This is a genomic window from Bradyrhizobium sp. SZCCT0231 (assembly GCF_018130245.1).
In the GTDB taxonomy this organism is placed as follows: domain Bacteria; phylum Pseudomonadota; class Alphaproteobacteria; order Rhizobiales; family Xanthobacteraceae; genus Bradyrhizobium; species Bradyrhizobium japonicum_F.
Genome location: NZ_JAFCKP010000001.1, coordinates 367,430 through 393,580, shown reverse-complemented (window position 1 = coordinate 393,580; position 26,151 = coordinate 367,430). Strand labels below are relative to the sequence as shown.

Annotated in this window: 26 protein-coding genes and 2 pseudogenes; 11 read left to right on the top strand and 17 right to left on the bottom strand. The window is 65.5% G+C overall.

The window, feature by feature from the left end; translation table 11 throughout:
- Positions 1 to 88 precede the first annotated feature (88 nt).
- From JQ566_RS35015 to JQ566_RS01815, 3 genes and pseudogenes are all read left to right on the top strand, one after another.
- Positions 89 to 172: pseudogene (locus JQ566_RS35015) on the top strand (short-chain dehydrogenase); the annotation flags it as partial.
- Positions 173 to 181: 9 nt separating this feature from the next.
- Positions 182 to 262, top strand: a pseudogene (locus JQ566_RS01820) (short-chain dehydrogenase); the annotation flags it as partial.
- Positions 263 to 381: 119 nt separating this feature from the next.
- Positions 382 to 1,800, top strand: a complete 1,419-nt coding sequence (locus JQ566_RS01815; RefSeq protein WP_249139159.1) for an amidase — start codon at positions 382 to 384, stop codon at positions 1,798 to 1,800.
- Between the two features lie 309 nt (positions 1,801 to 2,109).
- Here the strand turns inward: JQ566_RS01815 and JQ566_RS01810 are convergent, their stop codons facing one another.
- The 3 genes from JQ566_RS01810 to JQ566_RS01800 form a co-directional block, all read right to left on the bottom strand.
- The gene (locus tag JQ566_RS01810; RefSeq protein ID WP_212368899.1) at positions 2,110 to 3,546 is read right to left on the bottom strand and encodes an extracellular catalytic domain type 2 short-chain-length polyhydroxyalkanoate depolymerase; all 1,437 of its coding nucleotides are present in this window, start codon (positions 3,544 to 3,546) and stop codon (positions 2,110 to 2,112) included.
- A 100-nt stretch (positions 3,547 to 3,646) separates the two neighbouring features.
- Positions 3,647 to 4,756 carry an amino acid ABC transporter permease gene (locus JQ566_RS01805; protein WP_212368896.1) on the bottom strand — a complete coding sequence of 370 codons (1,110 nt, stop codon included), beginning with the start codon at positions 4,754 to 4,756 and terminating at the stop codon, positions 3,647 to 3,649.
- Between the two features lie 2 nt (positions 4,757 to 4,758).
- Positions 4,759 to 5,943, bottom strand: coding sequence for an amino acid ABC transporter permease (locus tag JQ566_RS01800; RefSeq protein ID WP_212368893.1), 1,185 nt, complete (start codon positions 5,941 to 5,943; stop codon positions 4,759 to 4,761).
- Between the two features lie 87 nt (positions 5,944 to 6,030).
- Here JQ566_RS01800 and JQ566_RS01795 point away from each other — a divergent pair, with 87 nt between their 5' ends.
- The 4 genes from JQ566_RS01795 (at position 6,031) to JQ566_RS01780 (ending at position 10,063) form a co-directional block, all read left to right on the top strand.
- Complete coding sequence (locus JQ566_RS01795; RefSeq protein WP_212368890.1) at positions 6,031 to 6,903, top strand: MurR/RpiR family transcriptional regulator; 873 nt, start codon at positions 6,031 to 6,033, stop codon at positions 6,901 to 6,903.
- Between the two features lie 3 nt (positions 6,904 to 6,906).
- The gene (locus JQ566_RS01790; RefSeq protein ID WP_212368887.1) at positions 6,907 to 8,256 is read left to right on the top strand and encodes an aspartate aminotransferase family protein; all 1,350 of its coding nucleotides are present in this window, start codon (positions 6,907 to 6,909) and stop codon (positions 8,254 to 8,256) included.
- A 12-nt stretch (positions 8,257 to 8,268) separates the two neighbouring features.
- On the top strand, positions 8,269 to 9,279 hold the full coding sequence (locus JQ566_RS01785; RefSeq protein ID WP_212368884.1) for an amino acid ABC transporter substrate-binding protein: 1,011 nt from the start codon (positions 8,269 to 8,271) through the stop codon (positions 9,277 to 9,279).
- Between the two features lie 133 nt (positions 9,280 to 9,412).
- The gene (locus JQ566_RS01780; RefSeq protein WP_212368881.1) at positions 9,413 to 10,063 is read left to right on the top strand and encodes an aspartate/glutamate racemase family protein; all 651 of its coding nucleotides are present in this window, start codon (positions 9,413 to 9,415) and stop codon (positions 10,061 to 10,063) included.
- Here JQ566_RS01780 and JQ566_RS01775 read toward each other — a convergent pair.
- Entirely contained in the window at positions 10,060 to 10,707 is a 648-nt protein-coding gene (locus JQ566_RS01775; RefSeq protein WP_212368878.1) for a TetR/AcrR family transcriptional regulator, read from the bottom strand. The two genes, JQ566_RS01780 and JQ566_RS01775, sit on opposite strands and share 4 nt — an antisense overlap.
- A 137-nt stretch (positions 10,708 to 10,844) precedes the next feature.
- Between JQ566_RS01775 and JQ566_RS01770 the strand changes: the two genes are divergently transcribed.
- From JQ566_RS01770 to JQ566_RS01755, 4 genes are all read left to right on the top strand, one after another.
- The gene (locus JQ566_RS01770) at positions 10,845 to 11,054 is read left to right on the top strand and encodes a ferredoxin (protein WP_212368875.1); all 210 of its coding nucleotides are present in this window, start codon (positions 10,845 to 10,847) and stop codon (positions 11,052 to 11,054) included.
- A gap of 57 nt (positions 11,055 to 11,111) precedes the next feature.
- Entirely contained in the window at positions 11,112 to 12,335 is a 1,224-nt protein-coding gene (locus JQ566_RS01765; RefSeq protein ID WP_212368872.1) for a cytochrome P450, read from the top strand.
- 88 nt (positions 12,336 to 12,423) lie between these two features.
- Entirely contained in the window at positions 12,424 to 13,083 is a 660-nt protein-coding gene (locus JQ566_RS01760; RefSeq protein WP_212368857.1) for a sulfite oxidase-like oxidoreductase, read from the top strand.
- Positions 13,084 to 13,108: 25 nt separating this feature from the next.
- On the top strand, positions 13,109 to 14,332 hold the full coding sequence (locus JQ566_RS01755; RefSeq protein ID WP_212368854.1) for a bifunctional alpha/beta hydrolase/OsmC family protein: 1,224 nt from the start codon (positions 13,109 to 13,111) through the stop codon (positions 14,330 to 14,332).
- Position 14,333: 1 nt separating this feature from the next.
- On the opposite strand, the gene JQ566_RS01750 is transcribed toward JQ566_RS01755, so the two are convergent.
- The 13 genes from JQ566_RS01750 to JQ566_RS01690 all read right to left on the bottom strand — a co-directional run bounded on the left by JQ566_RS01750 (position 14,334) and on the right by JQ566_RS01690 (position 26,092).
- On the bottom strand, positions 14,334 to 15,410 hold the full coding sequence (locus JQ566_RS01750; protein ID WP_212368851.1) for a YeeE/YedE family protein: 1,077 nt from the start codon (positions 15,408 to 15,410) through the stop codon (positions 14,334 to 14,336).
- A gap of 2 nt (positions 15,411 to 15,412) precedes the next feature.
- Positions 15,413 to 16,417 carry a quinone oxidoreductase family protein gene (locus JQ566_RS01745; protein ID WP_212368848.1) on the bottom strand — a complete coding sequence of 335 codons (1,005 nt, stop codon included), beginning with the start codon at positions 16,415 to 16,417 and terminating at the stop codon, positions 15,413 to 15,415.
- 77 nt (positions 16,418 to 16,494) lie between these two features.
- Positions 16,495 to 17,826 (bottom strand): phenylacetate--CoA ligase PaaK, encoded by a 1,332-nt coding sequence (gene paaK / locus JQ566_RS01740; protein WP_212368831.1) that lies wholly within the window; start codon positions 17,824 to 17,826, stop codon positions 16,495 to 16,497.
- Between the two features lie 40 nt (positions 17,827 to 17,866).
- The gene (gene paaI, locus JQ566_RS01735) at positions 17,867 to 18,316 is read right to left on the bottom strand and encodes a hydroxyphenylacetyl-CoA thioesterase PaaI (RefSeq protein WP_212368826.1); all 450 of its coding nucleotides are present in this window, start codon (positions 18,314 to 18,316) and stop codon (positions 17,867 to 17,869) included.
- A 101-nt stretch (positions 18,317 to 18,417) separates the two neighbouring features.
- Positions 18,418 to 19,500, bottom strand: a complete 1,083-nt coding sequence (paaE, locus tag JQ566_RS01730) for a 1,2-phenylacetyl-CoA epoxidase subunit PaaE (protein WP_212368821.1) — start codon at positions 19,498 to 19,500, stop codon at positions 18,418 to 18,420.
- A 2-nt stretch (positions 19,501 to 19,502) separates the two neighbouring features.
- Positions 19,503 to 20,006 (bottom strand): 1,2-phenylacetyl-CoA epoxidase subunit PaaD, encoded by a 504-nt coding sequence (paaD, locus tag JQ566_RS01725; RefSeq protein ID WP_212368817.1) that lies wholly within the window; start codon positions 20,004 to 20,006, stop codon positions 19,503 to 19,505.
- Positions 20,000 to 20,776 (bottom strand): 1,2-phenylacetyl-CoA epoxidase subunit PaaC, encoded by a 777-nt coding sequence (paaC, locus tag JQ566_RS01720; protein ID WP_212368812.1) that lies wholly within the window; start codon positions 20,774 to 20,776, stop codon positions 20,000 to 20,002. Before paaC ends, paaD begins: the two co-directional genes overlap by 7 nt.
- Entirely contained in the window at positions 20,776 to 21,063 is a 288-nt protein-coding gene (gene paaB / locus JQ566_RS01715) for a 1,2-phenylacetyl-CoA epoxidase subunit PaaB (RefSeq protein ID WP_008136594.1), read from the bottom strand. Before paaB ends, paaC begins: the two co-directional genes overlap by 1 nt.
- A gap of 9 nt (positions 21,064 to 21,072) precedes the next feature.
- Complete coding sequence (gene paaA, locus JQ566_RS01710; protein ID WP_212368797.1) at positions 21,073 to 22,065, bottom strand: 1,2-phenylacetyl-CoA epoxidase subunit PaaA; 993 nt, start codon at positions 22,063 to 22,065, stop codon at positions 21,073 to 21,075.
- Between the two features lie 76 nt (positions 22,066 to 22,141).
- A complete protein-coding gene (paaX, locus tag JQ566_RS01705; RefSeq protein ID WP_212368794.1) occupies positions 22,142 to 23,008 on the bottom strand; it encodes a phenylacetic acid degradation operon negative regulatory protein PaaX in 867 nt (288 codons plus the stop codon).
- A gap of 107 nt (positions 23,009 to 23,115) precedes the next feature.
- On the bottom strand, positions 23,116 to 23,886 hold the full coding sequence (locus JQ566_RS01700) for an esterase/lipase family protein (protein WP_212368791.1): 771 nt from the start codon (positions 23,884 to 23,886) through the stop codon (positions 23,116 to 23,118).
- A 197-nt stretch (positions 23,887 to 24,083) separates the two neighbouring features.
- The gene (locus tag JQ566_RS01695; RefSeq protein ID WP_212368788.1) at positions 24,084 to 25,370 is read right to left on the bottom strand and encodes a DUF445 domain-containing protein; all 1,287 of its coding nucleotides are present in this window, start codon (positions 25,368 to 25,370) and stop codon (positions 24,084 to 24,086) included.
- Between the two features lie 266 nt (positions 25,371 to 25,636).
- Entirely contained in the window at positions 25,637 to 26,092 is a 456-nt protein-coding gene (locus tag JQ566_RS01690; RefSeq protein ID WP_212368785.1) for a phasin, read from the bottom strand.
- Between the last annotated feature and the right edge of the window lie 59 nt (positions 26,093 to 26,151).

Sequence of the window (26,151 nt, the reverse complement as noted above, 5' to 3'; positions counted from 1 at the left end):
GGCAGTGCAACGCTGCACTGCAATGTTGACCATGGCGCGGCCGAGCGCCTACTGATTTGATCCTGTTCCCACGAACGAGTACCCCCTCATGGATCTGCATCTGCGTGGCAAGCGCGTCCTGATCGCCGGCGCGTCCAAGGGCATCGGCGCGGCCGCCGTCGAGGCGTTTGCCCGGCGACCGTTCCTGGCGTCAGATCGCGCCGGCTATACCTCGGGCGTGATATATACGGTGGACGGCGGCATCAGCGCGGGGTGGGGTTAACACTATCCTCGTCATTGCGAGCGCAGCGAAGCAATCCAGGAATGCATCCGCGGTGAGAGCCTGGATTGCTTCGCTGCGCTCGCAATGACGAACCAAGAATGGGCAGAGGAGTAAACCAATTGTCTCAAGACCTGATCCGCGAAACCGCATGCGCCGTCGTCGACAAGCTGCGCTCCGGCGACGTCTCGCCGCTCGAGCTGCTGGATGCGCTGGAGAAGCGCGTCAGTGAGGTTGACGGCAAGGTCAACGCGCTGCCGATACTCTGCTTCGATCGCGCACGGGATAGCGCCAAGGCGCTGATGCGGAAGCCGGCCGGCGCGCGCGGGCTGCTCGCCGGCTTGCCGGTCCCGATCAAGGATCTGACCGACGTCGCAGGCGTCTTGAACACGCAGGGCTCGCCAATCTTTAGGGATAACATCCCCGCGAAGTCCGACCTCATGGTCGAGAACCTCGAGGCCAACGGCGCGGTGGTCTACGCAAAATCCAACACGCCGGAGTTCGGCGCCGGCGCCAACACGTTCAACGAGGTGTTCGGCGCGACGCTCAATCCCTGGGACACGACCAAATCGGCAGCGGGCTCCTCCGGAGGCGCCGCGGTGGCGCTTGCGACCGGAATGGCCTGGCTCGCCCAGGGCTCCGATATGGGCGGGTCCTTGCGCAACCCCGCGGCGTTCTGCGGCGTCGTCGGCATGCGGCCGAGCATCGGCCGCGTCGCGCATACTCCCAAGTCAGGTATCGATCGCAATCTCGGCGTGGTCGGCCCGATGGCGCGCAACGTCGCGGATCTCGCGCTGCTGCTGGATGCCATGAGCGGCGACTATGCGGACGATCCGCTGTCGCTGCCAGCCCCCGCAACCTCGTTCCTGTCGGCGGCACAGGCGGGCAAGAAACCGAAGCGCGTCGCCTATTCGCCCGATCTCGGCATCACGCCGGTCGATCCCGAAGTGAAGGCGATCACGCGCAAGGCCGCCGAACGTTTCGCGGAGGCCGGAGCCATCGTGGAGGAGGCGCATCCCGACTGGCGCGAGGCGCATGAATGCTTCCACGTGCTGCGCGCCTTCGATTTCGCGATCACCAAGGCCAATCTGCTGCGCACCAAGCGCGACCTGCTCAAGCCCGAGGTGATCTGGAACATCGAGGAAGGCCTCAAGCTCACGGTCGACCAGCTGGCGCGCGCCGAGGCGCAACGCGTCGGCATGACCGCGCGGGCGGTCGAGTTCTTCAAGAGCTACGATCTCCTGCTGGTGCCGACCACGATCGTGCCGCCCTTCCCGATCGAACATCGCTACGTCGCCGAATGCGCCGGCAAGAGGTTCGAGAATTACGTCGAGTGGCTCGGCATCGTCTACGCCATCACGCTCGCCTGCTGCCCCTCGCTGTCGCTGCCGTGCGGCTTCACGGCGTCCGGCCTGCCTATCGGCGTGCAGGTGGTCGGCGCACCGCGGGCCGACGCCGAGGTGATCGCCGGCGCGAAGGTGCTGGAGGATATCCTAGGCCTGCGCGGCACGACGCCGATCGACCCGAGGGTGAAGGACTAGCCTCACTCTCGTGCCCCGGACGCAGCGCAGCGCTATCCCGGCGATGCGAAGCATCGTCCGGTCAGCGTTGCGCTGCAGAGCCGGGCCCATCTCTCCGCGATTTCCGGTGCTGCCCTGGGTCCCGGCTCTGCGGCGCAGCGCTAGCGCGCTGCCCCTTGTCCGGGACACGAGACCCCACCTCCCGCTGGTCGCCTCCAGGCTGCGACTGTAGCGCGACATCGCAAAGCAAAAGAAAGAGTAGATCGCGGCACGACCTCCCGTCGCACCCTGCCGGTCATCGCGCGGCACGCAGGACGGTTGCTCGGTTCGCTATTTGGCGATCGGGCAGGAGCCGGGATCATCGCAGCGAGGAGGCGTCGATCGCGTGGTGCCGGTCGCATCGTCGGAGCTGGGGCCCGCCGCCCCGTTCAGAATGACCGAGACGCGCCATCGATATGTTGCTTGCGGCGTCAGGCCGGAATCCCCAAAGCTCGCTCCTGTCACGTCGCCAATCGCCTGGAACGCGCCATCTGGCCCCGCACGCGAAACCCGGTAGGTTGTTCCGTCGTCCCCCGGAGACCAGGCCAGGTCAGCGCCGCTATCCGACGTATCGATCACCGTGAGCGACTGCGGTGCCGATAGCGATGGCGCAGTCGCGCCGGCGGGCGCCGCGGCCCCGGCCGTGACCGCATCCAGCATCGCCTTGATCGCCTTGATTTGCGATCCGGACTTCGTCACGTAGCTATCCTGATGGTCGACGTAGCTCCACCAATCCCAACAGGCCTGCGGATTGCTTGGCCAGTATGGGCTGGTCTTGGTCTGCGGATAGAGAATGATCAGGTGGTTCGTGTCCGCCCACTCATTGTAGCCGGCCTCATCCACGAATCTGCGTCCGATATCGGCGACGTCCTGCTTGCATCCGTGGAGCGCGACGTGGACGCGACACGGACTGCCCTGCTCGCAATCCTGAGGTACGAACACATAGCCGGTATCGCCCATGCTCAGCGCGTCGGGCAGATGCGGCGTGGTATAGATCGATTGATCAAAGCTCTTCACCGAGCCTGCAAGCTGCGCGGGACTGGGCGGATTCAGGCGGCCGTAAATATGCTGCAGGATGACGCCGGCCTGGTCATAGCCGCATTGGTCGATATAGGGCTGCGTGTTGGCCTTGCAGTCGTTGAGCCCGGGTACGCCCTGTTTCGTCACGACGAACGAGTGGCCCGCGCCGAGCGTGGCCTGATAGAACAAGTTGCCGCGATTGGCATCCCCCAGATAATGGCGATAGAAATCGGCGGCCGCATCGGTCGCGGCCTTGTCGACGACCGCGTCATTGTAGCCGTGAAAGAGATAGATCTTCTGCCTGCCGACATTGCTGAGGGGGTCGATCTCGCCCGCTGCGGCCTTCGCGTCGGCCTTTGCCGTAAAATCCTTCAGATCCAGATCCGACCCCGGCCCTTTCATGCATGCACCCGTGGCCCGCCAGATCGGCCCCCAGTACCAGGTGGCGGCGTCGAGCGCGTCCGCCTTCGCGCACCAATAAGGGCCGCCCGCGACCACGCCGACGCCCTTGATCACCGACGACCACGCCGTGCCGAACTGAACGGCCATGAACGCGCCCGACGAAATTCCCGAAATCGAACTCTCACCGATCGGCGCGCGATAGCCCCGCAACCCCTCGGCGGCACACGATGACGCGCCGAGAGTGGTTGTGAAGATCAGGACGCAGATCAGGGCGGCGGTGAATTGCCGCAAAACGGCCACGCACATGACAGCCTCGCCAAATCGACCGCAGGAGCAACCTCTGGTATTACAGCTCCAGATCGGCAATCGGTGCAAGCGCAAACAAGCGGCACCAAACGAGGAACCGTCACTTCGGCGTGGTCGGCGCCTCGAGGCTGCGGCTATAGCGCGACATCGCGAAACAGAAGACAAAGTAGATCGCGGCCACGAAGATGTAGACCTCGACCGAAAACTGCTGCCAGGCCGGATCGATGATCGCGGTCTTGGCCGTCGTCAGCAGGTCGAAGATGCCGATGATCAGGACGAGACTGGTGTCCTTGAAGAAGGCGATGAAGGTGTTGACCAGCGGCGGGATGACATGGCGGATCGCCTGCGGCAGGATGATCAGCCGGTGCTTGCGCCAGTAGGACAGGCCCAGCGCGTCGGCGGCTTCATATTGCCCGCGCGGCACGGCCTGAAGCCCGCCGCGGATCACTTCGGCGAGGTAGGCGCCGGCGAACAGGATGATTGCGATCTGTGCGCGCAGCAGCTTGTCGATATTGAATCCGGCGGGCATGAACAGCGGAAACATCACGCTCGCCATGAACAACAGGCTCACCAGCGGCACGCCACGGATCAGCTCGACATAGAGCACGCTGAGCGAGCGGATCGCCGGCAGCTTCGAGCGCCGGCCGAGCGCGACGAGGATGCCGAGCGGAAAGCCGAAGGCGAGACCGAACGTCGCCAGGATCAGCGTCACCGGCAGTCCGCCCCAGCGGTCCTGCGAGACGAAGGACAGGCCGAACACGCCGCCCCACATCAGGACGCTGATCAGCGCCAGCGCGCCGATCCAGAGATAGGCCAGCTCGCGCCGCCACAGCGCGCGGCGGGTCGAGAGGTAGTACAGCGCGATGAACAGCGCGACCGACAGCGCCGGCCGCCACTGCTCGTCGAACGGATAGGTGCCGAACAGGATGAAGCGGTACTTCTCGGGGACGATCGCCCAGCAGGCGCCGACGCCACGCACGGCGCGGCATGCGCTGGAATCGTTCGTCGGCGTCAGCCAGACCGCATTCGCCACGCCCCACTGCAGGAAGCTGAAGATGCCCTTGGCGAGCAACGCCAACAGCACGACCGTCAGGATGCCGTTGGGAATCGACGAGAACAGGTTCTTGCGCAGCCAGCGCAACACCGGATTGCCCGTCTGCGGTCGGCGAGCGGCGCGGGGGGCATCGGGGATGTCCGTGATCGCGGACATGCTCAGCGCTCCACCAGCGCGATGCGCGCATTGTACCAGTTCATGAAGAAGCTGATCGAAAGGCTGATGGTCAGGAACACCGCCATGATCAACGCGATCGCCTCGATCGCCTGCCCGGTCTGGTTCAGCGTGGTGTTGGCGATCGAGACCACGTCCTGGTAGCCGATCGCGACGGCGAGCGAGGAGTTCTTGGTCAGGTTGAGATACTGACTCGTCATCGGCGGCACGATCACGCGCAGCGCCTGCGGCAGGATGATCTGCCGCAGCATGAAGCTGCGGCGCAGGCCGAGTGCGTTGGCAGCATCCCACTGCCCGCGCGGCACCGACTGGATGCCGCTGCGGACGATCTCGGCGATGAAGGCCGAGGTGTAGGTCACGAGCGCGATCAGCAGCGCGAAATATTCCGGCGCGAGCGTCAGCCCACCGACGAAATTGAAGCCGCGCAGCTGCGGCCACTCGATCGTCCAGGACACGCCGAGCACCAGCGAGACCGCCGCCGGCACCACGACAATGAGGCCGAGCGCGAACGGCCAGGCCGGCCGCGGCTTGCCGTCGCGCATCTGCTGCGCGATCAGCCATCGCCGGATGAGATAGAACACCGCGCAACCCAGCACCGCAGTGCCGAGCACCGCGAGCTGCGACGGCCCGAACGGGATCGCCGGCAAAATCAGGCCGCGATTGGACAGGAACACACCCTCGATCGGCCGCCACGCCGCGCGTGCGGCCGGCAGAGCCTGCATCAGCACGTACCAGAACAGGAGTTGGAGCAGCAGCGGGATGTCGCGGAGCGTTTCGACATAGACGGCGGCAAGCCGTGACAACAGCCAGTTGGTCGACAGCCTGGAGATGCCGATCAGCGTACCCAAGATCGTCGCGAGAACGATGCCGATCACGGCGACGCGCAAGGTGTTGGCGACGCCGACGACGAACGCCCAGAAGTAGGTATCCCCAGGATTGTAGGCGAGCAGGCTGTCGGCAATCGGCATGCCGGCCTCACGGCCGAGAAAGGCGAAGCCGGTCGTGATGCGCCGGGCCGACAGGTTGGTGACGGTGTTGGACCAGAGGAAGGCGATTACTGCGACGGCGATTCCGACCACCAGGACCTGCCAGAACAGGCCCTTCAATTCGTTGCGCCCGAGCGCGAAGAGGCGGCGGCGCGGCGGCGGCCTGGGATGATCGGCGGTCACAGCGCAAAAATCCTTCTCAAATGCAGCGATTTCCGGCGGCGCACGTCAACTGTTGCACCAAACTCCAATTCATGCAACAAATGTTTCATGGCCGAGCCCGCGAAATCCTCGCCCCTGAGCGAACTGCGCATCGCATTGCCATCGCTCCCCCTGCGCTTGCAGGAGGTCGGCCGCTTCGTCGCTGCCAATGATTACGACGCCACCACCCGCTCGATGCGCGATCTCGCTGCCGAAGCCGGCGCCGATCCAGCCGCGTTCACGCGGCTTGCCAAGGCGATCGGCTATTCCGGCTGGGACGAACTGCGTGCGGCGCTGACCGAGGCGCGGCGGCCGTCGCAGACCGCGCCCTTCTCCGGCCGCACAAGAGGCCGGCGCCATGGCCCGAACGCCGATGTCGCTCTCGTCATCGACAAGCTCGAGGCCGAGGCCGCCGGCCTTCCGCGCATCCCGGCCCAGCCGATCGCGGAAGCGGCGCGCGCGCTGCACGATGCCAAGCGGATCTGGATCGCCGGCTATCGCAGCTGCCGCAGCGTCGCGGAACTCCTAAACTACGAGCTGCGCTTGTTCCGTCCCGAGCAGGTGCAGATCGTCGGCACGTCCGGGCCCGACGACCTCGATCTCGGCGCGTTCCGTCCCGGCGAAGCCGTCATCGTCATCGGCTTCCTGCCTTACACGCATGTGAGCGTCCGCGTCGCGCAGGCCGCTCATCGCAGCGGCGCGACGTTGATCGCGATCGCCGATAGCCTCGCGGCACCGATGGCCGAGGGTGCCGACCACGTGCTGCTGTTCGAGGCGGCTTCCTCTCCCGGCTTCTTCCCGAGCCTCACCGGCGCGATCGCGATCGCACAGTCGCTCGCGGCGGTCACGTTCTCGCTCGGCGGCGCCGCCGCGAAAACGCGTCTGGAAAATACCGAGGCGCGGCTTGCCGCGGCCTCCACCTACGTCTCGGAGAAAGGTTGACCCATGAGCACTCGCACCAGCCGCGTGCTGCATCGCTCGCTACGCGAAACGCCGCCCAAGGCGATCGGCGGCGAAGGCGTCTATCTCTTCGCCGAGGGCGGCCGCCGCATCATCGATGCCTCCGGCGGCGCGGCGGTCTCCTGCCTCGGCCATCAGCATCCGCGCGTGATCGCGGCGATGGCCAAGCAGGCGTCCACCCTCGCCTATGCGCATACTGCTTTCTTCTCCTCCGAGCCGGCGGAAGCACTTGCTGAAACACTGGTCGGGCACGAGCCGGGCGGGCTCGCCTACGCCTATTTCGTCAGCGGCGGATCGGAGGCGATCGAAGCCAGCATCAAGCTGGCGCGGCAGTATTTCATCGAGCGGGGCGAGTCGCAGCGGCAACACTTCATCGCGCGGCGGCAGAGTTATCACGGCAACACACTCGGCGCGCTCGCCGCCGGCGGTAACGCCTGGCGACGCGCCCCGTATGCGCCGCTGCTCTCTGCCGCCTTCAGCCATGTGACGCCGGCCTTCGCCTATCACGAGAAGCGCGAGGGCGAGTCGGATGCGCAGTTCGTCGCGCGCCTCGCTGCCGAACTCGAAGCCGAGTTTCAGCGACTCGGCCCCGACACCGTGGCGGCGTTCCTCGCCGAGCCTGTCGTCGGCGCCACCGCCGGCGCCGTGACCGCACCGGACGGCTACTTCAAGGCGGTGCGCGAGATCTGCGACCGGCATGGCGCGCTGCTGATCCTCGACGAAGTGATGTGCGGCATGGGCCGCACCGGCACGACGCACGCCTGGGAGCAGGAGGGTGTGGCCCCCGATATCCAGGCGATCGCAAAAGGTCTCGGCGGTGGCTACCAGCCGATCGGCGCGATGCTTGCGAGCGGGAAGATCATCGACACCATCCGCGCGGGCTCGGGCGCATTCCAGCACGGCCATACCTACCTTGCGCATCCCCTCGCCTGCGCGGCGGCGCTCGCGGTGCAGGACGTGATCCGCGAGGACGGCCTGCTCGACCGCGTGAAGGAACGCGGCAAGCAGCTCGAGCAGCGCCTCACCGAACGCTTCGGCAATCACCGCCATGTCGGCGACATCAGGGGCCGCGGCCTGTTCTGGGCGATCGAGCTGGTCGCCGATCGCGCTAGCCGCGCCTCGTTCGATCCGGCGCTCAAGCTGCACCAGAAGATCAAGGCGGAGGCCTTCGCTGGCGGCCTCGGCTGCTATCCGGGCGGCGGCACCGTCGACGGCGTGCGCGGCGACCACGTGCTGCTGGCGCCACCCTACATCGCCTCGGCTGCCGAGATCGATCAGATCGTCGACAAGCTCGGCACCGCCGTCGACAACGTGTTGCGTAGTGTCAATCACTGAGGGGAGAGTAGTATGAGGAAAGTGGTTATCGCAGCGAGCGTGCTCGCGGCATCGACGGTGATCGCGTCGGCGGCGACGCTGGACACGGTGAAGAGCCGCGGCACGCTGGTGTGCGGCGTCAGCGCCGGCTTTGCCGGCTTCTCGGCGCCGGACTCGCAAGGCAATTACAAGGGTCTCGACGTCGACTATTGCCGCGCACTCGCGGCCGGCGTGCTCGGCGACCCCAACAAGGTGCGCTACGTCTCGCTGACGGCTCAGAACCGCTTCACCGCGCTGCAATCGGGCGAGATCGACGTGCTCTACCGCAACTCGACGCAGACCTATTTGCGCGGCGTCACGCTGGGCCTGCGACAGGGCCCGGTCAACTTCTACGACGGCCAAGGTTTCGTGGTGAAGAAGGACCTCGGCGTAAAGGAGCTGAAGGACCTCAAGGGCGCCACCGTCTGCGTCGCGCAGGGCACCACGCACGAGGTCACGCTCGGCGATTACGGACGCGCCAACGGCATCGACTGGAAGCCGCTGGTGTTCGACCGCGTCGACACCATGTACCAGACCTTCTTCGGCGGCCGCTGCGACGCCATGACCCAGGACGCCTCCGCGCTGGCCGGCGCGGTGACCACCGCGGCGCCGACCCCGGCCGACTACGTCGTGCTGCCGCAGACCATCAGCAAGGAGCCGCTCGGCCCCTTCACCCGCAACGGTGACGAGGTCTGGAGCGACATCATCACCTGGCTGCACTACGGCCTGATCGAGGCCGAGGAGCTCGGCGTCACGCAAGCCAATGTGGATGAGATGACGAAGTCGCAGACGCCCGCGATCCAGCGGCTGCTCGGTGCCTCCGGCGACCTCGGCTCGCGGCTCGGGCTCGACAACAAATGGCTGGTCACGGCGATCAAGGCCGGCGGCAATTACGGCGAGATCTACGAGCGCAATGTCGGCAAGGCCAGCCCGCTCAAGCTCGATCGCGGCCTCAACGGCCTCTGGAGCAAGGGCGGCTTGATGTACGCGGTGCCGCTCAAGTAAAGGTGCCCCATGTCCCGGACGCGCTGCTGCGCAGAGCCGGGACCCAGCGACCACAATAGGCCCCGGCTCTGCAGCGCAATACTGCGCATTGCGCTGCGTCCGGGGCACGAGACCTACCAGGTAGTCACTTTCAATGACGACGCCCCCTCGCATCGCCCTCATCCACGCTCTCAAGCACTCCATCGCGCCGATCGAAGCGGCATTCGTGAAGGCGTGGCCCGAGGCGCGGCTGATGAACCTGCTCGACGACAGCCTGTCGGCGGATCTGGCACGCGACGGCCAGCTCAACGCCGCCATGACCGAGCGTTTCCTCGCGCTCGGCGATTATGCGGCGGCAACGGGGGCCAACGCGATTTTGTTCACTTGCTCCGCCTTCGGCCCCTGCATCGAGGCGGTCGCGCGCGCGCATGCGGCGATGCCGGTGCTGAAGCCGAACGAGGCCATGATCGAGAGGGCGGTGACCATGGGTCAGCGCATCGGCCTGCTCTCGACCTTTCCGCCGACGCTGGCGTCGATGCCGCCCGAGTTTCCCGCTTCGGTCCAGATCGTGCCGAAACTTGCCGAAGGCGCGCTGGCCGCGCTCGACCGCGGCGACCGCGCCACACATGACCGGCTGATCGTCGAAGCGTCGATGGACCTGCGCAATTGCGACGTCATCGCGCTCGCGCAATTCAGCATCGCGGCGACTGCGCCGCTGGTTGCGGAGGCCACCGGCCGTCCCGTCGTGACGACGCCGGACAGCGCTGTCGAGAAGCTGATGGGCCTGCTGAAGGCGCAGGCTTAAGCGCCGGCCTTTTTTCGACGCTGGACGTCCTTGATGGCGACCGCAAGCGCAGCCTTCGTCTCGTTGACGAAATCCTCGACCAGCTCCTCGCGCGTGGCGTGCGCCGCCTCACCGGTGAACAGGCCCTGCTCGGCCAGCATCACGACGCCGTGCAGCGCCGCCCAGATCTTGAGCGCCTGCCGTTCGCGCAAGTAGCCGACAGCGGGCGCCTCCAAAGCTTCGATCACGAGCGCAAAGGTCTCCCGCGTCGCCTCGTGCAGCTCGCTGCCCTTGGCCGCGCAGGACACCGTGCGCGAAGCGAACATCAAGCGGTAGATGCCATTTCGGCGCAGACCGAAATCGAGCGTCGCCTGCGCGAGTCGCGAGAGTTTCGACTGCTTCGACGGCCTTGCCATTGCTTCGCGTAAGAGCGCCGAGAGTTGCCGGAACGCCTCCGCGGTGACCGCCGCGAGCAGCGCCTCGCGGTCGGCAAAATGCCGGTATGGCGCCGGCTGCGAGACGCCGAGCTGCTTCGCGAGCGCCTTGATGCTGATCGCCTCGGCGCCGCCCCGCTCCGCCTCGTGCAGCGCAGCCTTGATCAACGCATCGCGAAGATCGCCATGGTGGTAGCTCGTCTCGGGCTTGCGGGCTGTTCGTGAACGCATGTTGAGGCGAAGCCTATAAGTTTGCGCTTGACAGGGGAAGCCCGCCGCGAATGTAATAGGATATAACTTAAATGGAACTCACATGAGGAAACGCGCCGCCTTCGGGCCCTCGCGCGCACACGACCAAGGAAGCCGCAATGGCAGAGCAACTGAAGGTTCACGTCAATCCCGACAAATGCCAGGGCCATGCCCGCTGCAAGGCGCTCGCGCCGGAACTTTTCGAGCTCGACGAATATGGCAACGCGCACGAAGCCGGCGACGGCACTGTCCCGCCGGGGCTCGAGGACAAGGCCTGGCTTGCGAAATCCAACTGCCCGGAAATCGCAATCGATGTGATCGAGGAGTAGCGCGGCCGCAGCCGCCCCGCGTGCTTTCAGCGAACACGAGCCAAGGGATTCCCTGCCATGTCCGACGTCAACCAGCCTGTCGCCCATCCGCCCGTCACCGACTGGGTCCACGATTTCGACCACACCGACCCGCAATGGACGGAGGACCCCTTTCCGATCTGGGATGAGCTGCGGGCCGTAGGTCCCGTGGTGCACACGAAACGGTTCCTCGGCTGCTACCTGCCGACGACCTATGAAGCCGTGCGCGAGATCGCCAACGACACCGAGCACTTCTCCTCACGCCGCATCATCGTCCGTGACGTGCGGCCGGAAATCACCAGCAGGAACGCGGCCCCGCCGATCACGTCCGATCCGCCGGAGCACAAGCCGGCCAAGCAATTGTTGCTGCCGCCGTTCACGCCGGATGCGATGATGAAGCTCGAGCCGCGGGTCCGCGCTATCTGCAACGAGCTGATCGACGGCTTCATCGCCGACGGCAAGGTCGACGCCGCCGCGCGCTACAGCAATTACATCCCGGTTCGGGCGATCGCGCACATGCTCGGCATCCCCGAAAGCGACAGCGACCTCTTCATCAATTGGATTCACATGATCCTCGAGCTCGGCATCAAGGATGAGAGCAAGCTGCTCCAGGCCGTGCAGGAGATGACGGCCTATTTCGGCGACCACATCGAGGCGCGCAAGAACAATCCCACCGACGACCTGATCTCCTACCTGATGAACGCGAGGGACAAGAACGGCAATCCGCTCGAGGACACCCACGTGCTGGGCTCGCTGCGCCTGCTGCTGATCGCCGGCATCGACACCACCTGGAGCGCGATCGGCTCGTCGCTGTGGCATCTTGCGAAGACGCCGGCCGACCGCGAGCGGCTGATCGCCGAGCCCGGGCTGATCCCGACGGCGGTGGAGGAGCTGCTGCGCGCCTATTCGCCGGTGACGATGGCGCGCGAGGTGGTCAAGGAGACGACGATTTCGGGCTGCCCGGTCAAGGCAGGCAACATGGTGCTGTTGTCCTTCCCGGCCGCCAACCGCGACCCCAAGATGTTTCCGGACGCTGACAAAGTCGTGATCGACCGGCGCGAGAATCGCCACGCGGCCTTCGGCCTCGGCATTCACCGCTGTGTCGGTTCCAACCTTGCACGCATGGAAATGCAGGTTGCGCTGGAGGAATGGCTGAAGCGGATTCCCGACTTCCGGCTCGATCCGGCAGGCACGGTGACCTGGTCACAGGGCACGGTGAGAGGCCCCCGCCAGTTGCCATTTCTGCTCGGAAAGGCGATGTAGGCCTTCCCAAGGCAAAGGAAGTGGACAGGCCTTTCATGGCATGCGCGACACCAAGCACGCCTCCGCCATGCATCGCCACGAGTAGGCCATGACCGACGAGACGCCATCCGACAGCAAGCTGACGCGCACCAAGGAGAAGTGGGCGCGCGAGGGCCGCTTTCTCACAGGGAAGATCACGCGGCCGGAGGATCAGCGGCTTCCACCCGGGCAGCATCTCACCAAGGACTGGCCGGTGCTCGATCTCGGGGTCGTGCCGCCGATATCGCGCGAGCGGTGGCGACTCGACGTCTATGGCGCGGTCGAGACTCCCGTGTTCTGGACCTTCGACGAGTTCATCGCACAGAAGCAGGCGCGGTTCACCTCGGACATCCATTGCGTCACGACCTGGTCGCGCTACGACAATGAATGGGAGGGGCTCGCGACGCGCGACCTGCTCGCAGCCTGCCAGCCGCGCGAGGACGCCCGCTTCGTCGTGCTGCATTCCTATGACGGCTACACCACCAATCTCGCGCTGGAGGATTTTGCCGCCGAAGACGCGCTGCTCGCCCACAGCTGGTTCGGCCAGCCGCTGACGGAGGAGCATGGCGGCCCGGTGCGGCTGGTGGTGCCGCACCTTTATTTCTGGAAGAGCGCGAAATGGCTCCAGGCCATCGAATTCCTGACCGAGGACGCGCCTGGTTTCTGGGAAGTCCGCGGCTATCATAACCGCGGCGATCCCTGGGCCGAGCAGCGCTATTCGGGCGACTAGCATTCAAACAGAACGGGGGAATCCCATGCCCACGGAACGCTTTCAGTTCACCGGAGAAGGCGGCCATCAGCTCGCGGCCGCGCTGGAGCTGCCTGACGGCGAGCCCGCGGCTTTCGCGCTGTTCGCGCACTGCTTCACCTGCGGCAAGGATACGCTGGCGGCCAAGCGCATTTCGGTTGCGCTCGCCGCCAAGGGCATTGCGGTGCTGCGCTTCGACTTCACCGGGCTCGGCTCCAGCGAAGGCGATTTCGCCAATTCGACGTTCTCATCCAATGTCGCCGATCTCGTGCGCGCGGCCGATCATCTGCGCGAGACTCGCAAGGCGCCCTCGATCCTGATCGGCCACAGCCTCGGCGGCGCTGCGATTCTGGCCGCTGCCGGAAAGATTCCCGAGGCCAGGGCAGTCGTGACCATCGCAGCGCCGTCCGATCCCGCCCATGTCACCGGTCTGTTCCGGGAGCATCTCGACAACATCCGCACGCAGGGCGAGGTCGAAGTTTCGCTCGCCGGCCGCCCGTTCCGGATCAAGCGCGAATTCCTCGACGATATCGCCGAGCACGAGCTGATGAAGGACGTCACCGGCCTGCACAAGGCGCTGCTGGTGATGCATTCGCCGGTCGACGACACCGTCGGCATCGACAATGCGACGAAGATCTTCGTCGCGGCAAAACATCCCAAGAGCTTCGTCTCGCTCGACCATGCCGATCATCTTCTGACGAAGCCTGCCGACGCGCTCTACGCGGCCGACGTGATCGCCGCCTGGGCGAGCCGTTACATCGATACGGCAAGGGCCGCGAAGGTAATGGATCTCCCGGAGGCGCCGCGCCAGGTCGTGGTGCAGGAGACCCGCAAGAGCAAGTTCAACCAGATCATCACCGTCGGCCCGCATCATCTGGTGGCCGACGAGCCGGTCGCGGCCGGCGGCGAGGATGCCGGTCCCGGGCCCTATGATTTCCTGCTCGCGGGCCTGGGCGCCTGCACGTCCATGACCATGCGCCTTTATGCCGACCGCAAGTCGCTGCCGCTCGAGCGCGTGATCGTCACGCTGAAGCATTCGAAAATCTACGCCAAGGATTGTGCGGAATGCGAGACACGCGAGGGCATGCTCGACCAGATCGAGCGTGACATAGCGATGGACGGCGCGCTCGATGCCGACCAGCGCAAGAAGCTGATGGAGATCGCCGACAAGTGCCCGGTACATCGGACGCTGACATCGGAGATCCGCATCGTGACGAAGACGGTGGAGTAGCTCAAGCGGCCCGTGAGTCGGCTTCGGCGGCCTGGAGCGGCTGAACCCGCAGGGCGCCGCGCAGCCCCGCCGCGGTACCGAGCAGGATGCCGGCGACCGCGACGAACGAGCTCAGCGCGAGGGTGGAGACGCCGGTCAGCCCCTGCCCGATCGAACAGCCGAACGCCATCACACCGCCGATCCCCATCAGCGCAGCACCAGTGCCCGAGCGCAGCATGTGGCGTGGCGATGAATAGCCTTCGAGCTTGAAGCGGCGAGTTGCGAGTGCCGTCACCAGACTGCCGGCGAAGACGCCGGCAACCGTCGCGATGCCGAAATTCAGCGTCAGTCCGGTCGAGAGCATGGCGTATTGTAGGGCATCCGCGATCGGCGCGATGAAGGTGAGCGAGGTCACCGGGACGGGATTGAAGTCGTCGGCGCCGAGATAGCCTGTGACGTGCCAGCCGCCGGCAACGAGGAGACCGACGACGATTCCCGCAACGATCTGACCCAGCGAGCGACGAAACCCAGGATGCGCGAAGGCGAACAGGATCAGCGCGACGACGATCGTCGCAGCGGCAAGCGAACGCGAAAACCCTTCCGTGAGTCCGAGCGTAGCCAGCAAAGACGGCAGCGAATTCGCTTTGACCGTGGTTTGCGAGGCCTGGACCAGCGCGATACGTGCCGGCGCGATCAGGCCCTTGAGCGTCATCTGCGCAGCGATGGCCAGCACGATCACGACGACGAAGGAGCGGAGATTGCCGCGCCCGAGCAGCACCAGCGCCCGCGAGCCGCAGCCGTTCGACAGCACCATGCCGTAGCCGAACAGCAGGCCGCCGAGGAACAGCACTGGGGCGGAGAACGATTGTTGCAGGTAGATCGACTTGCCGAGATCGACCATGCCGCTGCCGGCGAGGAACTGGCTCGCCGCGATCGCAACAGCGATTGCGAGCGCGTAGGTTCGCACCAGCCGCCCGTCGCCCTCCGCCAGAAACCCGCGCATGCTGCTCATCAGGCAGAAACCGCTGAGCAGGCCAACGGCGCCGTAGACGAGACCGATGGCAAGGCCGGCAAGGATGACGAGTTGCGTGGATTCCATCGTTACGGCTTCAGGATCACCCGGTCACGTGACGAGCCGGCGACCGCAACATACGCTTCCTTCGCGCGCTCCAGCGGATAGATCGCATTCGCCTTGATCGGGAACGGCTTCAGATGGCCGCTGGCGAAGCCGGGGCCGAGGTCGCGCAGCACCGCGCCGGTCGCGGCCGACGACAGGCCGAGCGTGTCGATGCCGACATAAGTGTGCTGACCGCGATAGAATTCGAGGATGTCGAACTGCACGATGCGGTCGATCGCGGCGATCAGGATCTGGCGGCCGCGCAAGGCGAGCGACTTGTGCGCGGCCTGGAAATAGGGATCGCCGACCGTGTTGAAGACGATGTCGGCGCCCTTGCCGCTCGTCAGTTCGCGCACGCGCGTGGCGACATCGGTGGCGGAGGCGTCGATCACCTCGATGGGCGCGTTGGCGTGGCCTTCATAGGCTTCCGCCTTGCGTACCACACCGATGACGCGCGCGCCCTGCCAGGTCGCGATCTGCACTGCGGCCTGGCCGACCTTGCCGTTGACGCCGAGCACCAGCACGGTCTCGCCGCTCTTCGGCACGCCTGCGCGGCGAAAGCCTTCCATCGCGGTGACGAAGGGCACGCCGATGCCGGCGGCCTCCTCCCAGGACACCGTCCTCGGCTTCTCCACGACCGCATCGGCTTCGACCACGAGATGGCTCGCATGGGTGCCGTCACGACGGATGCCGAGATCGCCGGAGGAGCCGAACACTTCGCGCCCCACCATGCCGGCGGGCCCGTCGATCACCACGCCGGCGTAATCGCGGCCGGGGGTCCGGGGGAACACGGCATAGGGCATCAGGCCCGTCGCAGCTTTGACGTCGGAGGGATTGACGGCGGCGGCCTTCACCTCGATCAGGAGATCGTTCGGCCCGCGCGCAAGCGTCTGGCGCTCGACGCCAGGTGCAAGCGCCGCGGCGTTTTCAGCTTTGGCGTTGAGGCGCACGCAGCGCGCTTCGACGGTTTTGGCATCGGCTGGTGACATGAAAAGACCCGCGATTTCTCGCGGGCCTTGTCGCCTTTGGAGCCGGTCAAGTCAATCCGTCAGGTCAATCCGTCAAGTCAGTCCTTGGGCCGCTTGTCGTAGAGCCGTTTGGCCTTGCCGAGCGAGCGCTCCAGTGTGGCCGGCGCGACCACCTGAACCCTCGAACTGACGCCGATCGTGTTCTTGATGTGGGTCGAAACCCGGTCCGCATGATCGACGAGCCCGCGATCGTCCCAACTTTCGGGCCGCGCCTCGGCGATGATGGTCAGTTCGTCCATGCGGCCTTCGCGGGTGAGCTCGAGGATGAAGTGGCCGCCGCACCAATCGGTCGCGAGCAGCACTTCCTCGATCTGGGTCGGGAACAGATTGACGCCGCGCAGGATGATCATGTCGTCGGAGCGGCCCGTCACCTTCTCCATCCGCCGCATGCCCTGCCGCGCCGTACCCGGCAGCAGCCGCGTCAGATCGCGGGTGCGATAGCGGATCACAGGAAAAGCCTCCTTGGTGAGCGAGGTGAACACCAGCTCGCCCTTCTCGCCATCCGGCAGCACCGCACCGGTCTCGGGGTCGATCACCTCGGGGTAGAAATGATCCTCCCAGATATGCAGGCCGTCCTTGGTCTCGATGCACTCCTGCGCGACGCCGGGGCCGATCACCTCGGACAGGCCGTAGATGTCGGTCGCGTCCATGTCGAAGGCATCCTCGATCTCGGCGCGCATCGCATTGGTCCAGGGCTCGGCGCCGAAGATGCCGATCTTGAGCGAGCACTGGCGCGGATCCAGCTTCTGGCGCTTGAATTCGTCGAGGATCGCCAGCATGTAGCTCGGCGTCACCGTGATGATGTCGGGCCGGAAGTCGTTGATGAGCTGCACCTGCCGCTCGGTCATGCCGCCGGAGATCGGCACCACCGTGCAGCCGAGCTTTTCGGCGCCGTAGTGCACGCCGAGACCGCCGGTGAAGAGGCCGTAGCCATAGGCATTGTGAATGATCATGCCGGTGCGGCCGCCGGCCGCGCGGATCGAGCGCGCCATCACCTCGGACCATGTGTCGATGTCGCGTTGAGTATAGCCGACGACGATTGGCTTGCCCGTGGTGCCGGATGAGGCATGCACCCGGACCAGCTTCTCGCGCGGCACGGCGAACATGTTGAAGGGATAATTGTCGCGCAGGTCCGTCTTCACCGTGAACGGAAATTTGGCGAGATCGGCGAGTTCGCGAAAGTCGGACGGATGCACGCCCGCCTTGTCGAACGCCTTGCGGTAATGCGCGACATTGTCGTAGGCGTGCTTCAGCGACCAGGCCAGCCGCTGCTTCTGCAGCGCCATGATCTCATCACGCGATGCGCGCTCATGCGCGTCCATCTCGGCGCTATAGGTGTTGCCGCCTTCCTTGAGCTTCGTCAGAGCCATCCTCGTTTCCCCACATTGTCTGTTCTTTTCTTGTTTGATCTTATTGATCTTGCGCCGGCAGCCATTTGCCGGGAACGACGCGCGAATGTCCGCGGAATTCAGCGATGACGGCCTCGCCTGCCGTGACACGCACGTCGTAGATGCCGGACCGGCCGCCGCGGGTGATCTCCCGTGCCTCGGCGATGAGGCGATCGCCAAGCCTGCCGGGCTTGATGAAGGTGATCTGGCCCTGCGCCGCCACCACGCGCTCATTGTGCGAGTTGCACGCGAACGCAAAGGCGGAATCGGCGAGCGTGAAGATGAAGCCGCCATGGGCGATGCGCTGGCCGTTGACCATGTCCGCCCGCACCGTCATGGCGAGCGTTGCGAAGCCCGGGCCGATCTCGACGATCTCCATGCCGAGACCCTTGGACGCATCGTCTTCGGCCCACATCGCATCGGCGCAGGCGCGGGCAATATCCTCAGGCGACAGGGCGGCTTTGACGTTCACGCGCTTCTCCCGGCCAGACGTTTGCTCATGATGTTGTTCTGGTTGGCTCACACTGTCAAATAATGCGACGCATTTGCATTGCGGAGGCGCAGAACGCCTGATCAGACATGATCATAATCGACCACGACCCGCTCCGTGGACGGCTTGGCTTGGCAGGTGAGAACAAAACCGGCCTTGAGCTCCCACGGTTCCAGCGAATAGTTGATATCCATCGGCGCCTCGCCCTCGACCAGCTTGGCGCGGCAGGTCGAGCACATGCCGCCCTTGCAGGCGAAGGGCAGATCGACCCCGGCGCGCAGCGCGGCATCGAGGATCGCTTCGTCCTCGGCAACGGGCACATCGCGGCGCTTGCCGTCGATGATCAACGACGCGATCGCCTTCGGCGGCGCGTCGGGTGCAACGGTCTTCTTCGGGCGCGGCTTGCCGCCGAATTCGGAGACGAAGCGCTCGACGTGAATGCGTTCGTCCGCGATGCCGAGGTCGCGGCAGGTCGCCTCGATCTCCTCGCTCATGCCTGATGGACCGCAGATGAAGACGTGATCGACGCTTGCCGCCGGCACCAGCGAGCGCAGCAATACACTCACCTTCTCGCCGTCGAGCCGGCCGTGCAGGATCGGGATGTCCTGCTCCTCGCCGGAGATGACGTGGAAGATCGAGAGACGATCGATGAACCGGTCCTTCAGCTCTTCGAGCGCTTCGAGGAACATGATGTTGTCGGTGGTCCGGTTGCCGTAAAATAGGAAGAAGCGGCTACCCGGCTCGCGCGCAAGCACGCCCTTGACGATCGACAGGATCGGCGTGATGCCGGAACCTGCGGCAAAGCCGACATGGATGCGCGCCCGATCTGCCGGCGGGACCACGCCGAAGCGGCCCGTCGGCGTCATCACGTCGAGCTCGTCGCCGCATTTGAGATCTTCGGCTGCCCAGCTCGAAAACGCGCCGCCATCGACCTTCTTCACAGCGATGCGAATCTCGCCGTCGTCGGGGCCGGAACAGATGGAATAGGAACGGCGCACCTCTTCACCGTCGAGCGTGGTGCGGAGCGTGAGGTACTGGCCAGGCGTGAAGGCGTAGTCGCCGGCGAGTTCGCCGGGAATGGCGAAGGTCATGGAAATGGCGTCCGACGCCTCGCGGCGGAGGTCGTTGACGGCCAGGCGGTGGAAGCGCGGTGCGGCTGCTGACATGGTCAATGACACTTGAAATAGTCGAAGGGCTCGCGGCAGGACTTGCAGCGCCAGAGCGCCTTGCAGGAGGTCGAGCCGAATTCGGACAGCAGCTCGGTCCTGTCGGAGCCGCATTGCGGGCACGCGACCGATTGCTCACCGAACAGCGCACGGCGCGAGCTCGAGGCTTGCGGCGGCGCAATGCCGTAGGCGCGCAGCTTCTCGCGCCCCTCCTCGCTCATCCAGTCCGTGGTCCAGGCCGGCGACAGCACGGTGCGGACCTTGGGCTGGTGGAAACCGGCGCGCTCCAGCGCGACCTCGATTTCGAGCGCGATCATGTTCATGGCCGGGCAGCCCGAATAGGTCGGGGTGATCGCGACCTCGACATGCTCGCCATCGAGAACGACATCGCGCAGCACGCCGAGGTCGGCGATGGTCAGCACCGGGATTTCGGGGTCGACGACCCCCGCGGCGGCGTCCCAAGCCCGCCGGCGCAGTTCGCTGTCGCGGTCCAGCACGGTCACCATGTCAGCCCCGGAAAAGTTCGCTGCATCGATTGCAGCTCCGACAGGAGATGGCCGAGATGCTCGCTGTGGCGACCGGCGCGGCCGCCCTGCTGCATCCAGTCGTTCTGCGGCAGGACCAGCTTCGCTTCGCCGATGACATCCGAGATCGTCGTCAGCCAGCGACCGCGCAAGGTGCCGGGATCGACGACAATGCCGGCATCGATCAGGGCGCGTTCGCCGTCGTCGACGGCAAACATCTCGCCGGTAAAGGCCCAGAGGTGATTGATCGCTTCTTGCGCGCGGGCATGGCTTTCGTCGGTGCCGTCGCCGAGCCGGATGATCCACTCCGAAGCATGGCGCAGATGATAGGCGCTCTCCTTCTCCGACTTGGCGGCAATCGCCGCCAGCGTCGCATCGCGCGACTTCATCATGGCGCGCCAGTAGATGTCGGCGAAAGCGGCATAGAAGAACTGCCGCACCAGGGTCTGGGCAAAATCGCCGTTGGGCTGCTCGACCAGCAGCAGATTGCGATACTGCCTGACATCGCGCAGATAAGCGAGCTTGTCCTCGTCGTTGTCCTTGCCTTCGACCTTGGCGGCGTAGCTGTAGACCTCGCGCGCCTGGCCGATGAGGTCGAGCGCGATGTTGGAGAGCGCCATGTCCTCTTCCAGCATCGGTGCGTGTCCGCACCATTCCGACAGCCTGTGACCGAGGATCAACGCATCGTCGGCGCGGCGCAGCGCGTAGAGCACCAGCGGCGTTTCGGCGACCTGGATGTTGGCGACCGCCATCACATGTGCCCCACTTCTTCCGGCACCTCGTAGAATGTCGGGTGCCGGTAGATCTTCGACTCCGCCGGCTCGAACATCATGCCCTTCTCGGCGGGATCGCTCGCGGTGATCGCGGTGGACGGCACGACCCAGATCGACAGGCCCTCGCCACGGCGGGTGTAGATGTCGCGGGCGGCCTGTAGCGCCATGGTGGCGTCGCTCGCATGCAGCGATCCCACATGCTTGTGCGCGAGCCCGTTGCGGCTGCGAATGAAGACTTCCCACAGCGGCGTGTTCGGCGTGGCCATATTGGTCTCCTATTCCGCGGCTTGCGCGGTCTGACGCCGCACGCGCTTGGCGGCATAGGCGGCGGCCGCCTCGCGCACCCAGGCGCCCTCCTCGTGCGCCTTGCGGCGCGCGGCCATGCGGTCGCGGTTGCAGGGGCCATTGCCGGCGAGCACCTGCTTGAATTCGGTCCAGTCGATCTCGCTGTAGCGCCAGTGCCCGTCCGCATCCTGAGTCATGCCGGGATCGGGAATGGTGAGGCCGAGATATTGCGCCTGCGGGACCGTCGCATCGACGAATTTCTGGCGCAGCTCGTCATTGGAGAAGCGCTTGATCTTCCATTTCGCCGAGGTGTCGCTGTGCTGGCTCGTGGCGTCCGGCGGACCGAACATCATCAACACCGGCCACCACCAGCGATTCAGCGCGTCCTGCGCCATTGCCTTCTGCTCGTCCGAGCCGCGGCACAGGGTCACCATGATCTCGTAGCCCTGGCGCTGGTGGAACGACTCCTCCTTGCAGACACGGATCATCGCGCGCGCATAGGGCCCGTAGGAGCAGCGGCAGAGCGGGATCTGGTTCATGATCGCGGCGCCGTCGACCAGCCAGCCGATGGTGCCGATGTCGGCCCAGGTCAGCGTCGGATAGTTGAAGATCGAGGAATATTTGGCTTTCCCCGCGAGCATCGCGTCGACCAGCTCTTCGCGCGAGGAGCCGAGCGTCTCGGCCGCGGCGTAGAGATAGAGCCCGTGGCCGCACTCGTCCTGCACCTTGGCGAGCAGCGCGGCCTTGCGGCGCAGCGTCGGCGCGCGCGTGATCCAGTTGCCTTCCGGCAGCATGCCGACGATTTCGGAGTGCGCGTGCTGGGAGATCTGGCGGGTGAGCGTCTTGCGATAGGCCGCCGGCATCCAGTCGTTCGGCTCGATGCGCTCCTCGGCATCGATGCGGGCCTGGAACTGCGCAGCTTTACCTGCGTCCTCCAGACCGCGATCGCCGGTCTCGGCCGTGTTCAGCGCCTGGGTGTACATGCGCATCCTCCCGTTTTATTGGGAGGCAATATATAACAGAAATTAGATCATGCAAGATATTTCTGTAACATAAAGGTCAGGCGCCGAACCTCCGCTCCAAAAGCTTTCGCACCGGCGGCAGCGATCCCTTTTCATTGGTTCCATGGCCGTCAAGCCATTGTTCCGATGGAGCGAGGAGCGCGCGATAGATTTCGCCGCAGAGCGCGCGGGCGGCCCTGCCCGGCCAATCCGCCGGCAGCAGGCTTTCGGGCAACAATGGATCGCGCAGCACGACGCGCCGATAATAGTGGATCAGCAAGATGCGCGCGGTGAAGGCGTCGGCCTCGGACAGATCCGTGCCGCGACCGATCGCGGCGCGCAGCGGCTCGAACGTCTTCATGAATTTCAGATAGGCGTCGGCCGTGCGCTCCAGCGGCCAGCTCGCGCTGAGCAGGCGGCGGCCGCTATCGTCTTCGGCCGAGACTTCGAGACGGATCGCGCCCGCGGCCTCGTCGGGCACCGGCACGCCTGACGGCGCGACCCACACACCCGGCAGCGGGCTGCCGAAGCCGGCATTGCGCAACGCCTCGCGCGAAGCGTCGCGATCCTCGCCGTTGCCGATCAGCAGCAGCTCGAAGCGCCCGGTCCAATCCGATGGCGGCGGATCGTAGATGTGGCGCGTCGCGGCTTCGAAGGTCTGGCGGCCCTTGTCGGCCAGGCGATAGAAACTGTTACGGCCGACCTTCTCGCGCGTCAGCCAGCCGTCGGCGGCAAGCCGCGACATTGCGGTGCGGACAACGCCGCTATCGATGTCGAGACTCTCGAAGAATTCCAGCAGCGTGCCGAGCCACACGGAGCCGCCGCGCGGCACGATGGCATCGCCGAACACGGTGATGACGATGGAGCCGGTGCGCGACGGCTCGCGCTTGAGCTGGTCGATGATGCGGGAAAGCGGATGCGCCATGCCGCGAGGCATAGCGCGTTTGATGCGGGCGCGACAATGGACGGGGACGACGTCTCTTCTCCTTCTCCCCGCTTGCCTCTCCCCGCACGCGGGGAGAGGCAAAGAATTCACCGATGCGGATCGGGATAGGCGAGGCTGCGCCAGCCGCTGCGATCGAACGGGCGCCACTGGCCTTCTTTCTGCGCGAGCCGGTCGGCCACGGCATAGACAGCGGCCGGATGATGCCCCATGCCGCAATGGCTGCTTTCGACCTCGATGCTCTCGGTCTGTGCGCCCGTCTTCTCCATGCAGCCCTGCCAGGCGCAAACGCCATCGGTTCGGCTGTAGATGGCGGTGGTCGGCACCGGCGGCGGCACGGCGAGCTCGCCGCCGAACTGCGGATCGACCTCGTCGGCCTTGCGGCCGCTCGCCCATTCGTAGACGCGCCAGGCGTTGGTCGAGCGCGGATCGCCGGCGAAGGGGCTGCCGAGCGTGATCACCTGGCGCACGCGCTCCGGCATCATCTTGGCGAGCTGGCGCGCGTAGAGGCCGCCAAGGCTCCAGCCGACCAGGCTGATCTTGCGGCCGTGCTCATCGCTGAGCTCCTGGACCAGATCGACCATCGCGTGCTGAACGCCCGGACGCAGGCCATAGTTGCGGCCCTGACGCCAGCCGCTCACCGCGTAGCCCTTGCTCGTCAGAAACGCGCGCAGCGCGCGCGTCGACGCATCGGAAGCCACGAGGCCGGGCAGCACCAGCACCGGATGCCCGTCGCCGCGCGGCGCGAGGCTCAGGAGCGGCAGCGCGCCGAGGAATGCGCCGAACTCGTGGATCGCCCGCCCCTCCAGAAACATCAGGGTGCGGGACGGCGGGCGCAGCGTCTGGGCAGTTGCGGTCATCAATGTTTCCCCCGGGAAGACTTGAGAGGCCGCCGGCAAGATGCCGGCAAATGGGCATGAATTCCAATACGCCGGCTTCTTGAACGTTCCGCAGCGCAACATGAATCAGCTAGGCGGTCGGTTCCGGACATTCAAGCGGGAGAGATGCGAGGCGACAATAGGCTCGCGCGTTAATGCTGACGGCCGTGACGCAAAAGTCACAACAATCGAAGCAGGAATTCTATGGAGTAGAGCGCAAGCCCGGCTAGCCCGCCGATCAGCGAGCCGTTGAAGCGGATGTATTGCAGGTCGCGGCCGATGTTGATTTCGATCAGCGAAATCAGCTGGGTCATATTCCACGCCTTGACCTGGTCGGAGATGAAGGTGGAGACGCCGCTCTTCTGGTCGGCGACGAAGCTGCGCAGCACCGTCACCAGGCCCTTGTTGATCTCGCCGCGCAGCTCCGCATCGCCGGCAAGCGCCTCGCCCGCGGAAACGAACATGCCGGCGAGATGATGCTGCAACACCTGCGTCTCGCCGCTCGCACTGCGCTCGATGAAGGAGCGTGTGTTGGCCCAGACGGTGCGGGCGAGATCGGCAAGCTCGGGGCGCGCCAGCAAATCGCGCTTCAGCCCGGCGATACGGTCGATATAGGCCTGATCGGTGCCGAGCCGGTCGACGAAGCTCAGCACCATGCGGTCGAACTCGCCGCGGAACGGATGCTTGGGATCGCTGCGGACTTCGTTGAAGAAGGCGGTGGCGGAGGCCACGATCTTGTTCACCAGAAACTTGTCGGCGCGATAAAGCTTAAGCAGGGTCGGCAACTCCGCGCGCACCTTCTCGCGGATCATCGCCATCGTCTCTTTCTGAGTTAGCGTCTCGTGCATCACGCGCAGGAGATCGTCGAACAGGATCTGATGCCGCCCCTCAGCGACGAAGCCGCGCAGCGTGCCGGCCGCGAGCGGCGCGAGGTCGATCGCCTGGAGCTGCGAGGACATGCGGCGGATGATGAAGGTCATCAGGCCCGAGCTCTCAGTCGCCGACACAGCCTCCGGCAGCAGGCGCAGCGCGAAGCGCGCGAGGTCGTCACTACGCTTGCGGTCGCGCAGCCAGTCGGCGACGAAGGAGCCGAAATCGATCTCATTCAGCTTGGCCTCGACCGGACCGGCCTCGAGGAAATGCACCTGAATGAATTCGCCGAGCTTGTCGGCGATGCGGGCCTGGTTGCTCTGGATGATCGCGGTGTGCGGGATCGGCAGGCCGAGCGGCCGCTTGAACAGCGCGACGACGGCGTACCAATCGGCGAGTCCGCCGATGGTAGCGGCTTCCGCGAAGGCTGCAATGAAGCCGAACACGGGATGCACGGGCAGCAACCATTTCGCGGCGATGAACAGCAGAAGCGTCGAGGCCAGCACCAGCGTCGCCAGCGCCTTGACGCGCCGCAGTTCGGCCGCGCGTTCGGTATCGCCGGGGGTGTCGAAGGAGAAGGTGGTTTGAATCGTCATGACGCAAGCTTAGCGTGCCGACCTCCACGTGTCCCGGACGCGGTGCGGCGCCATAAGCGCGTTTACGCGCGTCTTCGACGCGCTATGGCGATGCGCCGCAGAGCCGGGACCCAGCAAGCCGATGGACCCCGGATCAGCAGTGCACCACGCCACTGGACGATGCTTCGCATCGCCAGGGGCGCGCTGCACTGCATCCGGGGAACGCAAACCAAAACAAAAGGCCCGCCGAAGCGGGCCTCAAATTCAGTTTTGACTCGGGCGCCGGATCACGCAGTCTTGTTGTAGACCTTGGCGAAATTGTCCTGAGCGGACTTCGCACCGTTGGCCGCGAGCTTGCCGAGATAGTCGGCGGTCGCCTTGGCACGCGAGACGAACACTTCGCCGCGGGCGCGGAGCAGGCTCGACTGGATCTCGACGGCCTCGCTGACCGACTTGGCGGACGCGAGCTTGTCGATGCCCGAGAAGAACGCCTCGGCGTCCTCATAGATCGCCTGCTGGATGTTGCGGCTGATCTTGCCGGCCTCGGTGACGGACTCGGTCACCGCGTTCTCGACGGCGGCGGTCACGCGCTCGGAGCCAGCGAACACCTCGGCGGCACGGTCCTTGGCGGTGTTGGCAGTCTTCTTGACGAATTCGCGGGCGGCCTCGGGAACTTCCAGGTTCTGGATGTTCTTGAAAGCGTCCTTGAAGCCCTCGAAAGCGGTATTGGATTCAGTGGTCATGGGGGTTCTCTCCATCCTCATTGGTCTGAGCTATGGGCTCACCCCGTCCGCATTGGCCC